The organism is Streptomyces sp. NRRL S-920 (assembly GCF_000717945.1).
Taxonomy (GTDB): Bacteria; Actinomycetota; Actinomycetes; order Streptomycetales; family Streptomycetaceae; genus Streptomyces; species Streptomyces alboniger.
In genome coordinates this window covers 25,516-39,102 of sequence record NZ_JODF01000011.1, presented here as the reverse complement: position 1 = coordinate 39,102, position 13,587 = coordinate 25,516, and the positions used below count along the sequence as shown (strand labels likewise).

The window sequence follows — 13,587 nt, the reverse complement described above, 5'->3', positions numbered from 1 at the left end:
CTCAGGCGCCCCAGGTGCCCTGGTCCACGGCGCAGTTCCAGCCGTTGCCGCGCACGGAGAACTTCACCTTGTAGCTCCGCGTGTTCAGCAGGTGCGTACGCACCTTGACGCCGAGCTTGGCCTTGCCCGCGAGGCTCTTGTCGTAGACCGTGACGGTCTTCGACGTCTTGTGGGTGGCCTTGCCGCCCTTGGGCGTGGCCCTGCCGAAGCGGATGTTCTTGACGTTGGTCACCGTGAAGCTGACCTTCTTGAAGCTCTTGGTGCTCTTGTTCTTCAGCCCGAAGTACAGGCCACCGTTGGTCACCCAGCCGTTCCGGTCGATCTGGAAACGGGAGGTGTAGACGATGTCGATCGGGCAGCCGGAGCTGCGCGGAGCGGCGCTCGGAGCGGCCGACGCGGCCTTCGGCTCCGGCTTCGCCGACGCGGAAGCGGCCCCCGCCATACCGAGCTGACCTGCGGTGAGTGCCCCTGCGGTGGCCAGGACCGCGACGGACGTGCGCATGCGATTCACTGCGCTGATACCTCTTCTTCCCCCTGGGCCCGGGGTGGGCCCGACTGTTTGGTTGTCGTGGTGCGTCGCGCGGAAACCGTCTGTCTGTTCCCACGCGCCCGTATTGGTACCACGAGGACCCTCGGTAAGTGGAGTTGACGCGCTTCTTACAACCTTCTTAGACGATGTGACTATTCACATCCCCATGACAACCAAGATCGGTTCGCTCACTCTCTCCGCCGCCCTGGTCCTCGCCGCGGCCGGAGCGGGCGCCTACGCCTTCACCGCCGAGGCCGGGCCCGTACCCGGCAAGCAGGTCGAACTGGCCGTCGACGGCGGCACGGCCGTGGTCGACACCGCCTCCCTCGCCGTACGCGCCCACACCCGCGACGGCCGCGACCTCACCCTCTCCGACGCCTCCGCCACCGACCTCGGCCGGCCGGGCCCCGTGACGCGTACCGGCAAGGGGAGGGCCCGCTGGAGCTACCCCGAGCGCGGTATCGACGTCACCGCCCGCACCGACCACGGACGCCTCTCGCTGAGTCTGAGGGCACACCGCGACACCTCCGTCAGCTGGCCCGTCACCGGCACCGACGCCTCCGCCTCGGCCCTCCAGCTCCCGCGCGGCGAAGGCCTGGACATCCCCGTCACGGACGCCTTCTGGACCACCGGTGGGGGCGGCCTCGGGGGCAGTACCGTCGACGTCGGCGCGGAACTGACCCTGCCGCTGTGGGGCTACTCCCTCGGCAAGCGCGCGGGAGTCAGCTATCTCACCCCGACCGACATCGGCACGACCCTCGGCTTCACCGCCCCCGGCGGCCGGCTGCGCGCCACCGCCGAGCACGCCTTCGACGGCGGCGAAGGCACCCGCGACTACTCCGTCACCTTCGCCCTGACCGACGGGAACCCGGTCGCGCCGGCCGCCGACTACCGCTCCTACCTCGCCGAGCGCGGCCAACTCGGCAGCCTGAAGCGGAAGATCGCGAAGAACCCCGCCACCGGCCGGCTGCTCGGCGCCTTCCACGCCTACACCTGGGGCGACGCCCGCAAGGCCGCCGGCGTCGAGCGGCTGCGCGCGCTGGGAGTGGACCGGATGTGGCTCGGCTACGACGGCGAGCCCTACCCGGACAGGGCGGCGGTGAGCGCCGCGAAGAGGGCCGGGTACCTCATCGGCCCCTATGACTCCTTCGCCAACGGCCAGGACCCGGGGACCGCCGACGCCCCGAACTCCGCCTGGCCCGGCACCGTCTACCCGGACTTCTGCGTCCGCGACGCCAAGGGCAAGCCGGTGACGGGCTTCGGCGGCCGCGGCTGCTACCTCAGCTCGCGGGCCTTCGAGCGGGCCGAGCCCCGCCACCACTACCTGGCGGACCGCACCCGGGGGATGGTCGCCAACGGCGCCGACAGCTACTTCCTCGACGTCGACGCCACCGGCGAACTCTTCCGCGACCACGGCAAGGGCCACCGGATGACCAAGGCCGAGGACCGCGAGCACCGCCTCGCGCGGATGCGGCGCATCGCGGGCCGGGGCCTCGTTCTCGGCTCGGAGACCGCGCAGGCCTGGGCGAACAGGACGCTCGCCTTCAACCACGGCGGCGCGACGCCGGTCGCCGACGGCCTGTGGAAGCTCCAGAGGGACCGCGAGAAGTGGGGCGGCTACTACCCCGAGGGCGCCCCCGGCGTCTTCTTCAAGCCGGTGGACCTCCCCGCCGACCTGGCCAAGGCGATGTACGACCCCCGCTACCGCGTCCCGCTCTACGAGACCGCCCTGCACGGCTCGCTGGTCAACACCGAGCGCTGGGAACTCTCGTACGAGAAGCTGCCCGCCCAGAAGACCCCCCGCGCCCTGCTCGCGATGCTCTACAACACCCCCCTCAACTACGTCCTGGACGGCCCCTCGCTGAAGAAGAACGGCGCCGAACTGGCCGCGCTCCAGAAGTACTTCTCCCCCCTGCACAAGGCGGCGGGCACCGAACAGCTCACCGGCTTCCGCCAGTTGACCAAGGACCGCACCGTCCAGCGCACGGTCTTCGGCGAAGGGACGCTGACCGTGACGGCCAACTTCGGCACCAAGGCGTACAAGGGCCTGCCGGGCGGCTGCGTCGACGCCCGCCTCAAGGGCGACGACGCCCCGCGCCGGCTCTGCCCGGCCGACCTCCCGAAGGCCTAGGCCCGCAGCTCCTGCGTGCAGCACTTCACGCTGCCGCCGCCCTTGAGCAGTTCGCTCAGGTCCATTCCGATGGGTTCGTAGCCGCGCGCCCGCAGTGGTTCGAAGAGCCCGAGCGCGGCTTGGGGGAGCAGCACGTGGAGCCCGTCGGAGACGGCGTTGAGCCCGAGCGCCTCGGCGTCGGGCTCCTCGGCGATCACCGCGTCGGGGAACAGGCTCCGCAGGACCGCCCGGCTGCCGGGCGAGAAGGCGGGCGGGTAGTACATGACCTCGTCCGCCGCGTCGTCCAGGACGGCGAGCGCGGTGTCCAGGTGGTAGTAGCGGGGGTCGACGAGGTCGAGTCCGATCACCGGGCGGCCGAAGAACTCCTGCGCCTCGCCGTGGGAGAGCGGGCTGGCCCGGAAGCCGCGACCGGCCAGGACGTAGGAGGAGGTGACGGCGAAGTCGCCCTCGCCCTCGTTGATGTGGGCGGGCTCGTGGATCTCGGTGAACCCGTGCGCGCGGAACCACTCCAGGTGGGCCGCGGCCTCCTCCTCGCGCTCGCGGTAGGCGAAGCGCGCGCCGAGCACCCGCCCCTCCACGACGGTCGCGCCGTTCGCGGCGAAGACCATGTCCGGCAGGCCGGGCCGGGGGGTCAGCTCCTCGACGGTGTGGCCGAGCGAGCGGTAGCGGTCGCGCAGGTCTTCCCACTGGGCGACCGCGAGCGGGACGTCGACCGGCTTGCCGGGGTCCATCCAGGGGTTGATGGAGTAGGTGACCTTGAAGTGTGCCGGTGGGCACATCAGATAGCGCCGGGGTCTGGCGCGCCGAGGAGAGCGAGGAAAACGGGACAAAGAAGGCTCCTCACGTACCGCAGGGTCGTGTGCTGCCCCGAGTGGGCCAGCCGCTGCCTATGGTGCGGCAGTTGCCGCCCCCTGTGGGGCAGTTGCTGCCCATAGTGCGGTGTGAGGAGCCTTCGCGCAGTGCACCGAACGGGTGGTTGCGCGCTCTACGACCGGCCGTGCGCCTCGCGGCCCTCCCGCAGCCTGCGCAGCAGCTCGCGCTTCTGCTCCTGGGGGCTGAGCCCGCCGCCGACGCGTCCACCGCGATCGGCGCCGCGCAGCTTCTTGCGGGAGAGGTTGCTGCGGGTGCCGCCGACGCCCAGCATGTTTCCGGATCCGCCTCGGGTCATGTGGCCCACCTCCATCGAATAGGCGAGACGCCGCGTCTCGCTGTGAGGTTCACTTTGAACGAGACGCTGCGTCTTGTCAAGACGGTACGTCTCGGTTCGGCCGCTGCTACATTCGAAGACATGGCCCAGAAAACCGCCCCGGACTCCACGCGCCGCAGCGAACGCTCGCGCCGCGCGATCTACGACGCCGCCCTCGCCCTCGTCGGGGAGGTCGGCTACGCCAAGCTGACGATCGAGGCCATCGCGGCCCGCGCCGGCGTCGGCAAGCAGACGATCTACCGCTGGTGGTCGTCCAAGGGCGCCGTCCTGCTCGACGCCTTCCTCGACCTCGGCGAACAGGCGGCCAGGGCCGCGAGCGAGAACGCCGGCCAGAGCGGGATCCAGACCGAGATCACGAACTCCGGGGACCTGGAGGCCGATCTCAAGTTCGTGATGCGGGCCACCGTCGACGAGTTCAACGACGCCAAGTACGACGCTCCCTACCGCGCGCTCGCCGCCGAGGGCCTGCTCAACCCCGAGCTGGGCGAGGAGTTCGTGGAGAAACTCCTCGAACCGCAGCTCCAGCTCTTCGTGAAGCGCGTGCGCCAGGCCCAGGACGCGGGCCACGTCCTGCCCGACGTCGACCCCCGTATCGCCCTGGAGCTGTGGGCGAGCCCGCTCGCCCAGCGCTGGCTGATGCGCTCGGGCCCCCTGACCCACGCCTATGCGGACAAACTCGTCGAGTACGCCCTCTACGGCATCACCCCGCGCCCCCGACCGGCGTACGCGCCAGGAGTCCCGGAGTGTCAGTGATCACGCCGTTGCAGCCGAGCCGCAGCACCCGGTCGCGCTGCTTCGCCGTGGTCACCGTGTGCGCCCACACCCGCGGGACGCCCGAGTTCACCGCGCGCCGCAGATCGCTGTCGCGCGCCTTGTAGTCCACGTCCAGGACGTCCACGTACGACGTCCACTGCTCGGGCCGGTCGGTGCGCATCTGCTCCTTGGAGCGCCACAGCTGCGCGAGCAGGCCCAGCTCGTGGGCGCGGCGCGCGACCGAGGGCGTGTTGGTGTTGACGAAGACCGAACGGGTCAGGCCGCGGGCGCGGATCATCCCGGCGAGCTTGCCCACGCTCCGCGGATCCTTGGCCTCCAGCATCAGCATGATGCGTCCGCCGAACCGGTCGAGGACCTCCTCGACCGTCGGCGCCCGCTCCGGGCGCCACCGGCCGGGCAGCGAGGCATCCGGCCGCACCAGGACGCCGTGCCACTGGTACCGGTCGAGGAGGTGCACGGGACCCGTCGCGTAGGTGGTGCGGTCCAGCGTCTTGTCGTGCATCACCACCAGGGTGCCGTCGCGCAGTATCCGCGTGTCGAAGTCGATGACCTGGGCGGTGCCGCGCTCGTACGCCGTCAGCAGCCCGGCCATGCTGTTCTCCGGCACCTCCAGGGCGCCGCCGCGGTGCGCGGTGTAGACGACACGGGGCAGCGCGTCCAGGGTCAGGGGCACGCGGCCCCACTCGATCGGGGCGAGGTAGCCGCTCGGTGCTGTGAGGGTCAGCGCCGTGAGGCCTGTCAGCGCAGTCGTAATGACCATGGCGACACCGTAGGGGGGTAAAGGGCAATTCACCACTTAGTGGGCGATAGGGCGTGATAACCGCCAGTGGCTGGCATCACCCCGGCCACCCCGGATGTGGGCTCCGGCCCCCCGGAGCGCAGGATGGTGGGACCATGGGTCATGCTTTCGGCACAACGGCGAGGTGAGGGGCTAGATGGGCGCGGAGTTCGGCAGCCGGTCCGGCGGGCAGGGCAGGATTTCCCAGTGGCTTCGCCGGCGTCCCAAGGACACGACGGCCGATGACCGGGCCCGGGAGGACCTGCTGCTGGCCGCCGCGGGCGCCGGCCTGCCGCTCGCCCCGGCCGCGTATCCCTCGGGTTACCGATGTTCCTGCGACCGCATCGGCTGCCCCACCCCCGCACGGCACCCCGTCTCCTTCGCCTGGCAGACGCAGTCCACGACCGACCGCGGCCAGATCGAGCGCTGGGCCCGCCACCAGCCCCAGGCGAACTTCATCACCGCGACCGGCATGGTCCACGACGTCCTCGACGTGCCGATGGACGCCGGGCGCGAGGCCCTGCGGCGGCTCCTGGCGGCGGGCATCGACGTCGGCCCCGTCGCCGAGTCGGGCGACGACCGGATGCTCTTCTACACCGCCACCCGCGGCACCCCCGAGGACGAGGACGAGTGGTGGCCCTGCGAGCTGGACTGCCACCCCGAGACGATGGACGAGCACCCGGGCCTGCGCTGGCACTGCCGCGGTTCCTACGTACTGGTGCCGCCCGCCAAGCTCCCCGGTGACCAGGGCGTGCGCTGGGTGCGCGGCCCCGAACACCCGCTGCCGGACCCGCTGACACTCCTGGAGACGCTCACCGACGAATGCGCGCGGGTCGCGGGGGAGCCGCAGCAGGACGTCGCCGCCTGGCCGCTGCGGGGCTGAGCGACGTGGGCTGAGCGCCTGTGCCGAAGGGCGTGCTACTGCTCGCCCTTCGCGCCGGTGAGCCCCTGGATGCGGCCGAGGAACGCGACTTTCCCGCCGTCCGACCCGGCCGGGTCCAGGACCACCTGGTTCGAGACGCGCTCCAGCGTCACCGACTGGTTCGCCTCGCCCTTCAACAGGGCCTTCACGTCCGCGTCGAGATTGAGGTCGACCCCCTTGGCGGCCGTCTGGTTCTCGTAGTGGTGCGTGGCGAAGAAGACCATCGCCCCGCCGTCCTGCGTACGCAGCCCCACGGGGGCGAACGCGCCGGAGTGCATCGGGTAGTCCAGGTACCGCACGCCCACCCCGAGCCGCTTGGTGTTGCGGTCGCGGATCGCCTTCCACTTCGTCGTGTGGTCACCGGGCGCGAACGCGTCGCCGCCCGACTTCAGGAACGTCGTGTACGTCTTGCCCAAGTCCTTGGGAGCCACGGCCAGATTCGCCGCCCCGGCCTCGACGGGCACCGCCCAGCCGTCCTTGTCCTTCTTCAGCTCGGGCACCTTGCCGGCCGCCACGAGGTTCAGATAGGACGCCTGCCACAGCTGGTCCTTGCCGCCCTTGGTGAAGACCCACAGCCAGCGCACGTCCTTGCGGCCGCCGACCGTCCGGTTCGCCTTGGTGTCGGCCACGAACCAGCGCGGCCAACCGGCCTTTCTCGGGATCGAGTACGTGACGTCCGTGAGCTTCAGGGGCGTCGCCCCGGGGTTGCCGTTCGGGTGCTGGATCTGCCGCGACCTCAGGCCCGCCTGGTTGATGGCGCCCAGCGGGCCGGTGACGCGGGCGGCGTCCGCGGCCGGGTCGTACGTCTTCTCCGCCTTGTTGTAGGCGGCCAGGAAGTCCTTCAGCGCCCCGGCGGCCTCGGCCCTCGTCGCCGTGGGGACGACCTCCCGCTCGCCGTGCACCGTCACGCAACCGGTCCCCGTCACCGACAGGGCGGTCACCGTCGCCGCCGCCGCGACCGGACGGCGGACACCGCGAAGCCTGCGCACCTTACTCATGGGGTCCCTTCACCTACGCCCTTCCCGGGCCCGAACCCTACCGGGGCCGCACGGCCGCCTCGGCCCCGGTGGGGGGCTTGGCCGCCGACCGCGCGGGGGCGAAGAAGAAGAGCAGCGTAGGGACCAGATACAGCAGCCAGACCACGACCTGAAGAACCGTCGGATCCGGCTGGAAGTTGAAGACGCCCTTCAGGAGAGTGCCGTACCAACTGTCCGGCGGGATCGTCGCGCTGATGTCGAACGCCTTGTCCTGGAGCCCGCCGACGAACTCCGCCTCCTGGAGGTCGTGCACGCCGTACGCGAGGACGCCCGCCGCCACGACGACGAGCATCGCGCCGGTCCACGTGAAGAACTTCGCGAGGTTGATGCGGACCGCGCCCTTGTAGAACAGCCAGCCCAGCACGATCGCCGTGAGCAGCCCGAGGAGCACGCCGAGCAGCGGCCCGTGCGAACCGTCGCCGGAGGCCCGCACCGACGCCCACACGAACAGGGCCGTCTCCAGGCCCTCCCGGCCCACCGCGAGGAACGCGGTGGCCACCAGCGCGGCCGTGCCCATCCGAAGCGCCGAGTCCAGCTTGCCGTGCAGCTCGGCCCTCAAGTGCCGTGCCGTGCGCCGCATCCAGAAGACCATCCACGTCACCAGCGCCACAGCGACGATCGACAGCGTGCCGCCGAGCGCCTCCTGCGCCTGGAACGTCAGCTCCTGCGAGCCGAAGGTCAGCGCGCAGCCGAAGCCGAGCGCGAGCGCCACCGCGACGCCGATACCGCTCCAGATGGGTATGAGCGCGTCCCGCCGCTCCGTCTTCACCAGGTACGCGATGAGGATGCAGACGACCAGGCTGGCCTCCAGGCCCTCGCGCAGGCCGATCAGATAGTTGCCGAACATCGGCTACGCCTCCCCGGTGAACAGGCCCCTGCCCCACCAGTCGTCCTTGTCGCGGACGCCCGGCGGAACCGCGAAGACCGCGGAACCCACGTGCTGGATGTATTCGTTGAGCGCGTCGGAGCGCGCGAGATTGCGCTGGACCGGGATGAAACCGGTGCGCACGTCCCGCTGGTAGGCGAGGAAGAACAGCCCCGCGTCCAGGCGGCCGAGGCCGTCGGTGCCGTCCGTGAAGGAGTAGCCGCGGCGCAGGAGCGTCGCCCCGTCGTTGGCGTCGGGGTGCGCGAGCCGCACGTGCGCGTCGGGCTTCATCGCCTTCAGGAACGGCTCGTCGTGCTCCTTGGCCTTGCCGACCGGGGCGCCCTCGCCCTTGTCGCGGCCGAACACGTCCTCCTGCTCACCGAGCGAGGTGCGGTCCCACGTCTCGATGTTCATGCGGATGCGCCGCGCCACGAGGTAGGAGCCGCCCGCCATCCAGTCCGGCCCGTCCTTCTCGCCCACCCACACGTGCTTGGCGAGCGCCGAGGTGTCCTGCCCGGAGACGTTGCGCGTGCCGTCCTTGAAACCGAAGAGGTTGCGCGGGGTCTGCGCGTCCGGCGTCGTGGAGGAGGTCTTGCCGAAGCCGAGCTGCGACCAGCGCACGGCGACCTTCCCGAAGCCGATGCGGGCGAGGTTGCGGATGGCGTGCACGGCGACCTGCGGGTCGTCCGCGCAGGCCTGCACGCACAGGTCGCCGCCGCTGCGGGCCTTGTCGAGGTTGTCGCCGGGGAACTTGGGCAGGTCGACCAGAGCCTTGGGGCGCCGCTCGGAGAGGCCGAACTTCTCGAACAGCGAGGGGCCGAAGCCGATCGTCAGCGTCAGCCGGGACGGCTTGAGTCCGAGCGCCTCACCGGTGTCGTCCGGCGGCGCCTCGGCGAGCCCGCCATGGGCGCCCTCGCCGACCGTGTGCCCCGCGGTCATCCGCGCGGCGGCCCTCGTCCAGTCCTTGAGGAGCTGGACGAACTCCTCGCGGTCGTCGGTCCGCACGTCGAACGCCGCGAAGTGCAGCCGGTCCTGGACGGCGGTCGCGATGCCGGCCTGGTGCGCGCCGTGGAAGGGGACGGCCGCCCCCGTGTCACCGGCGGGCACCGCCTCGTCACCGGAGCGGGCCATCGCCGCCGCGCCGCCCGCCGCGGCCGCGCCGAGCGCGAGCCCGGCGCCGCCCCAGCCGAGCAGCGAACGCCGGGACGGCGGGCGGGTGTTGTCCTCAGCCATCGTTCCCCCTTGCCGCTACTTGGACTTCACTACGGCCGCGGCCAGCTTCGACAGGGGCTCCGCGAGCGCGTTCACCCCGTCTTGCAGGTCCTTGCGGTCCGCCTTGCCGACCTTGTCGTACGAGACGAAGTCGTAGGAGTCCTTGCCGCCCTCGCGGTACTTCTCCAGGAGCTTGTCCAGGGCCGCGAACTGCTTGTCGAGTTCCTTGGCGAGCTTCGGGTCGTTCTCGGCGGCCACCGGCTTGAGCAGCTCGTACGACTTCTCCGCGCCCTCGACGTTGGCCTTGAAGTCGACGAGGTCGGTGTGGGAGTAGCGCTCCTCCTCGCCGGTCACCTTGCCGGTGGCGACCTCGTCGAGGAGTTCCTTGGCGCCGTTGGCCATGGAGGTCGGGGTGATCACGGCCTTGCCGACGCGCTTCTGCCAGTCCAGCAGGTCCTTGTCGAGAAGGGTGGCCAGCTCCTTCTCCCGCTTGCCGATCTTCTTGTCCTGCCACAGGGCCCGCTCCAGACGGTGCCAGCCCGTCCAGTCCTTCGCCAGGTCCTGGCCCTCCTCCAGGCCGTCCTCGCGGACGTCGACCTTCGGGTCGATGTCACCGAAGGACTCGGCGACCGGCTCGGTGCGCTCCCAGCCGATGCGGGAGTCGGCGTACGCCTTCTTCGCGGCCGCCAGATCGCCCTTGCGCACGGCGTCGGTGAAGACCTTCGCCTTCGGCAGGGTGGCGTCGGCCTGCTGCTGCGCGTACTCGCGGTAGGCGGCGACGGCCTTGTCCAGGCGGGGGTCGCGCTTCGCGGTCTTGCCGCCGCCGGTCACGGTGATCTTCTGACGGATGCCGTCGCCCTTCATACCGGGCTTGCAGGCGATCTCGTACGACCCGGCCTTCACCTCGGCGGTGAGCCGCTGCTTCGTACCCGGGCCGATGTTCTCGCGCTCGCTGACGATGCGGTCGTCGGGGAAGAGGATGTAGACCTCGGTGACCTTGGAGCCCTTGTTCTCGATCGCCAGCTCGACGTGCCCGGCGGACAGCTCCTTCTTGGAGACCTCGCACGCGTCGTCGGTGGCGGTCACGCTGACGCTGTTCGCGCCGCCCTTCGCGTCGCTCTTCTCCGTGCAGCCCGTGACGGCGGTCAGGGCCGCCGCGGTGGCGACGGCGGTGACGACGGACAGGCGGGCAGGTCGCACGGATCGCATAGAGGGCTCCAAGACGGGTCACGGACAGACATCGAGCCCCACCGCATACCAGTGAGGCCGACCTAACTTAACCGACCCTTACCTTGGAGATACCCACCCGTTCCGTGATTCCGCTCTCATGCGGGGCCGCACGGTGCGAGGCGGGGCGCCGCGGCGGCGTGATGCTTCAATGCCCGGGTGACTGAACCACTCGGCGCGGCAGGCGCATTCGACGTATCCGGCCCGTACGACCACGACGGATCCGGGCCCTTCGACGTCGTACGTGTCTTCTGCGGGCCCGACGGCCGGCACGGCAACGAACTCGGCGTCGTGCGCGACGGGGCCCGGATGCGCGCGCGGCAGGACCGGCAGGCCCTCGCGGCGAAGCTCGGCTTCAGCGAGACGGTGTTCGTCGACGACCCCGAGCGGGGTGCCATCGACATCTACACCCCGACCCTGCGCCTCCCCTTCGCCGGGCACCCCTGCGTCGGCACGGCCTGGCTGCTCGACGTGCCGGAACTCCTCACCCCCGCCGGGGTGGTCCAGGCCCGCCACGACGGCGAGTTCAGCTGGATCACGGCGTACGCGCGGTGGGCGCAGCCGAGGACGCTGCGGCGGTACGGGACGGCGGCGGAGGTGGACGCCCTCGACGTGCCGCCGCCGGGGGAGTGGATCTACGCCTGGGCGTGGGAGGACGAGGCCGCGGGGCGGATCCGGGCGAGGGCGTTCCCCGGCCGGGACGACGGCATCACCGAGGACGAGGCGACGGGCGCGGCGGCCCTGCTGCTCAGCCACGAACTGGGCCGCGCCCTGAACATCACGCAGGGCCGCGGCTCACAGATCCTGACGGCGCCGGGTCCGGACGGCGCGATCGAGGTGGGCGGGAGGGTGCGGCTCGCTCACGCGCTCAGCGGGAACTCCTGCCCGAGCTGCTGAAAAACCGCCGTATTCAAAGCGAAAGCGCGCTTGCACTCGTCCACGATCCGCTTGCGCTCCAGCTCGTCCGTGACGACCGCGTCGATGCCGTCGAGCAGTTCGCGGTACGCCCGCTTGAAGGCGGCCGGGTTCGGGATCTCCTCGAACACGTAGAACCGCACGCCATCGCCCTTGCGCGCGAAGCCCCAGGTCAGCTCGGCCTTGCCGCGGATGATCTGGCCGCCGGAGAGGTCGCCGAGGTAGCGGGTGTAGTGGTGGGCGACGTAGCCGCCGGGCCAGGTGCGCGCGCACTCCTCGACCCGTGCCGCGTACGCCGCCGTGGCGGGCAGCGGGGTGAGGCCCGCGCGCCAGTCGGCGCCCCGCAGATGGGCGAGGTCGCGCTCCAGCTCGCGTACGCGCAGCAGTTCGGGCTGGATGAACGGCCCCGCGACCGGATCGGCGGCCAGCGCCTCGGCCCCGTCCTCCAGGGCGCGGTACACGAACCACAGCTGTTCCGTGTAGCGCGCGTAGGCGTCGACGCCGAGCTTGCCGCCGAGCAGGTCGCTCATGAAGGTCGAGGTCTCGGCCTCGGTGTGCTGCTCGTGCGACGCGGTGCGGATGACCGTCGAGAACGGCGTGCGCGGCGTGTCCATGCGGGGCCTCCAGGGGGAGCCGGGGGGACGGGACGGCGGGAACCGGTGCGACCGTGTGGAGATCATGCAACTTAGGCTTACCTAAGTCAACCGGTTCCCGACGTCCTGTCGGTAAAAACGCTACCCGTTCCCGGATCAAGCAACCATCGCTGGAACCCTCACCGAACCATCACTGGAACCCGCGCTGGAACCCTCGCCGGACCTCAGGGCAGCGTGAGGATCTCCGCCCCGGTCTCCGTCACCACCAGGGTGTGCTCGAACTGCGCGGTCCGCTTCCGGTCCTTGGTGACGACGGTCCAGCCGTCCTCCCACATGTCGTACTCGTGCGTGCCGAGCGTCAGCATCGGCTCGATCGTGAACGTCATGCCGGGCTGGATGGTGGTCGTCGCGTGCGGGCTGTCGTAGTGGGGGACGATCAGGCCCGAGTGGAAGGACGTGTTGATGCCGTGACCGGTGAAGTCACGGACGACGCCGTAGCCGAAGCGCTTGGCGTACGACTCGATGACGCGGCCGATGATGTTGATCTGGCGGCCGGGCTTGACGGCCTTGATGGCGCGGTTGAGGGATTCACGGGTCCGCTCGACGAGCAGCTTGGACTCCTCGTCGACGTCACCGACGAGGTAGGTGGCGTTGTTGTCGCCGTGCACGCCGCCGATGTACGCCGTGACGTCGAGGTTGATGATGTCGCCGTCGTTCAGGACGGTGGAGTCCGGGATCCCGTGGCAGATGACCTCGTTGATCGAGCTGCACAGCGACTTCGGGAAGCCGCGGTAGCCCAGCGTGGAGGGGTAGGCCCCGTGGTCGCACATGTACTCGTGCGCGACGCGGTCCAGCTCATCGGTGGTCACACCGGGCGCGATGTGCTTCGCGGCCTCTTCCATGGCGCGGGCGGCGATGCGGCCCGCGGTGCGCATCAGCTCGATGGTCTCGGGGGTCTGCACCTCCGGCCCCGTATACGGGGTGGGGGCGGGTTTCCCCACGTACTCCGGGCGCCGGATGTTGCCGGGTACGGAACGGACGGGGGAAAGCTCCCCTGGGACGAGCAGTGACTGGCCAGACATGCCAGCGAGTCTAGCCAGCCGTCTCGGGGCACCATGGCGTCAGGAATGAGAGGAGCGGGAGATGGCACTGTTCAAGAAGCGGACGGTCGGCAAGCCGGGGGAGTGGTACTACTGCCTGGAGCACCGGAAGGTGGAGGAGGGCCCCGACTGTCCCGGCAAGGACCGGATGGGCCCCTACGCCTCGCGGGTGGAGGCGGAGCAGGCGATGAGGACGGCCGCGGAGCGCAATCTCCAGTGGGAGAACGACCCCCGGTGGCATGACTCGGCCACCCGGAGCGACGAGGAGTAGGCCGCCGGGGTCTTCCGGGATCGCAG

Annotated in this window: 15 protein-coding genes; 5 read left to right on the top strand and 10 right to left on the bottom strand. The window is 70.7% G+C overall.

What is annotated here, in order from left to right; all coding sequences use genetic code 11:
• Position 1: 1 nt before the first annotated feature.
• Positions 2 to 502: a hypothetical protein gene (locus IG54_RS0110710; RefSeq protein WP_234336093.1), complete on the bottom strand. Its 501-nt coding sequence runs from the start codon at positions 500 to 502 to the stop codon at positions 2 to 4.
• Between the two features lie 193 nt (positions 503 to 695).
• On the opposite strand from IG54_RS0110710, the gene IG54_RS0110705 reads away from it, so the two are divergent.
• Complete coding sequence (locus IG54_RS0110705; protein WP_037896851.1) at positions 696 to 2,660, top strand: glycoside hydrolase; 1,965 nt, start codon at positions 696 to 698, stop codon at positions 2,658 to 2,660.
• Here the strand turns inward: IG54_RS0110705 and ddaH are convergent.
• Positions 2,657 to 3,490, bottom strand: coding sequence for a dimethylargininase (ddaH, locus tag IG54_RS0110700; RefSeq protein ID WP_420712239.1), 834 nt, complete (start codon positions 3,488 to 3,490; stop codon positions 2,657 to 2,659). The two genes, IG54_RS0110705 and ddaH, sit on opposite strands and share 4 nt — an antisense overlap.
• Positions 3,491 to 3,645: 155 nt before the next feature.
• Positions 3,646 to 3,828, bottom strand: a complete 183-nt coding sequence (locus IG54_RS0110695) for a DUF6243 family protein (RefSeq protein WP_030780553.1) — start codon at positions 3,826 to 3,828, stop codon at positions 3,646 to 3,648.
• Between the two features lie 120 nt (positions 3,829 to 3,948).
• Here IG54_RS0110695 and IG54_RS0110690 point away from each other — a divergent pair, with 120 nt between their 5' ends.
• Positions 3,949 to 4,620: a TetR/AcrR family transcriptional regulator gene (locus tag IG54_RS0110690; protein WP_030780552.1), complete on the top strand. Its 672-nt coding sequence runs from the start codon at positions 3,949 to 3,951 to the stop codon at positions 4,618 to 4,620.
• On the opposite strand, the gene IG54_RS0110685 is transcribed toward IG54_RS0110690, so the two are convergent.
• Complete coding sequence (locus IG54_RS0110685; protein WP_030780550.1) at positions 4,568 to 5,401, bottom strand: glycerophosphodiester phosphodiesterase; 834 nt, start codon at positions 5,399 to 5,401, stop codon at positions 4,568 to 4,570. The genes IG54_RS0110690 and IG54_RS0110685 overlap by 53 nt on opposite strands.
• Before the next feature lie 175 nt (positions 5,402 to 5,576).
• Here IG54_RS0110685 and IG54_RS0110680 point away from each other — a divergent pair, with 175 nt between their 5' ends.
• Positions 5,577 to 6,302 carry a bifunctional DNA primase/polymerase gene (locus IG54_RS0110680; protein WP_030780548.1) on the top strand — a complete coding sequence of 242 codons (726 nt, stop codon included), beginning with the start codon at positions 5,577 to 5,579 and terminating at the stop codon, positions 6,300 to 6,302.
• Between the two features lie 35 nt (positions 6,303 to 6,337).
• Here IG54_RS0110680 and IG54_RS0110675 read toward each other — a convergent pair whose 3' ends face one another.
• The 4 genes from IG54_RS0110675 to efeO are packed head-to-tail and all read right to left on the bottom strand — an operon-like array spanning position 6,338 to position 10,655.
• Positions 6,338 to 7,339 carry a hypothetical protein gene (locus IG54_RS0110675; protein ID WP_030780546.1) on the bottom strand — a complete coding sequence of 334 codons (1,002 nt, stop codon included), beginning with the start codon at positions 7,337 to 7,339 and terminating at the stop codon, positions 6,338 to 6,340.
• Positions 7,340 to 7,376: 37 nt separating this feature from the next.
• The gene (efeU, locus tag IG54_RS0110670; RefSeq protein ID WP_030780543.1) at positions 7,377 to 8,225 is read right to left on the bottom strand and encodes an iron uptake transporter permease EfeU; all 849 of its coding nucleotides are present in this window, start codon (positions 8,223 to 8,225) and stop codon (positions 7,377 to 7,379) included.
• Between the two features lie 3 nt (positions 8,226 to 8,228).
• Positions 8,229 to 9,476 carry an iron uptake transporter deferrochelatase/peroxidase subunit gene (efeB, locus tag IG54_RS0110665; RefSeq protein WP_030780541.1) on the bottom strand — a complete coding sequence of 416 codons (1,248 nt, stop codon included), beginning with the start codon at positions 9,474 to 9,476 and terminating at the stop codon, positions 8,229 to 8,231.
• 15 nt (positions 9,477 to 9,491) lie between these two features.
• A complete protein-coding gene (gene efeO, locus IG54_RS0110660) occupies positions 9,492 to 10,655 on the bottom strand; it encodes an iron uptake system protein EfeO (RefSeq protein ID WP_030780539.1) in 1,164 nt (387 codons plus the stop codon).
• A 186-nt stretch (positions 10,656 to 10,841) separates the two neighbouring features.
• On the opposite strand from efeO, the gene IG54_RS0110655 reads away from it, so the two are divergent.
• The gene (locus IG54_RS0110655; protein ID WP_078593953.1) at positions 10,842 to 11,579 is read left to right on the top strand and encodes a PhzF family phenazine biosynthesis protein; all 738 of its coding nucleotides are present in this window, start codon (positions 10,842 to 10,844) and stop codon (positions 11,577 to 11,579) included.
• On the opposite strand, the gene IG54_RS0110650 is transcribed toward IG54_RS0110655, so the two are convergent.
• Positions 11,543 to 12,211 (bottom strand): heme oxygenase (biliverdin-producing), encoded by a 669-nt coding sequence (locus IG54_RS0110650; protein WP_030780535.1) that lies wholly within the window; start codon positions 12,209 to 12,211, stop codon positions 11,543 to 11,545. The genes IG54_RS0110655 and IG54_RS0110650 overlap by 37 nt on opposite strands.
• A gap of 203 nt (positions 12,212 to 12,414) precedes the next feature.
• A complete protein-coding gene (gene map / locus IG54_RS0110645; protein ID WP_030780533.1) occupies positions 12,415 to 13,272 on the bottom strand; it encodes a type I methionyl aminopeptidase in 858 nt (285 codons plus the stop codon).
• Positions 13,273 to 13,333: 61 nt separating this feature from the next.
• Between map and IG54_RS0110640 the strand changes: the two genes are divergently transcribed.
• Positions 13,334 to 13,561: a hypothetical protein gene (locus IG54_RS0110640; protein ID WP_030780531.1), complete on the top strand. Its 228-nt coding sequence runs from the start codon at positions 13,334 to 13,336 to the stop codon at positions 13,559 to 13,561.
• Positions 13,562 to 13,587: the final 26 nt, after the last annotated feature.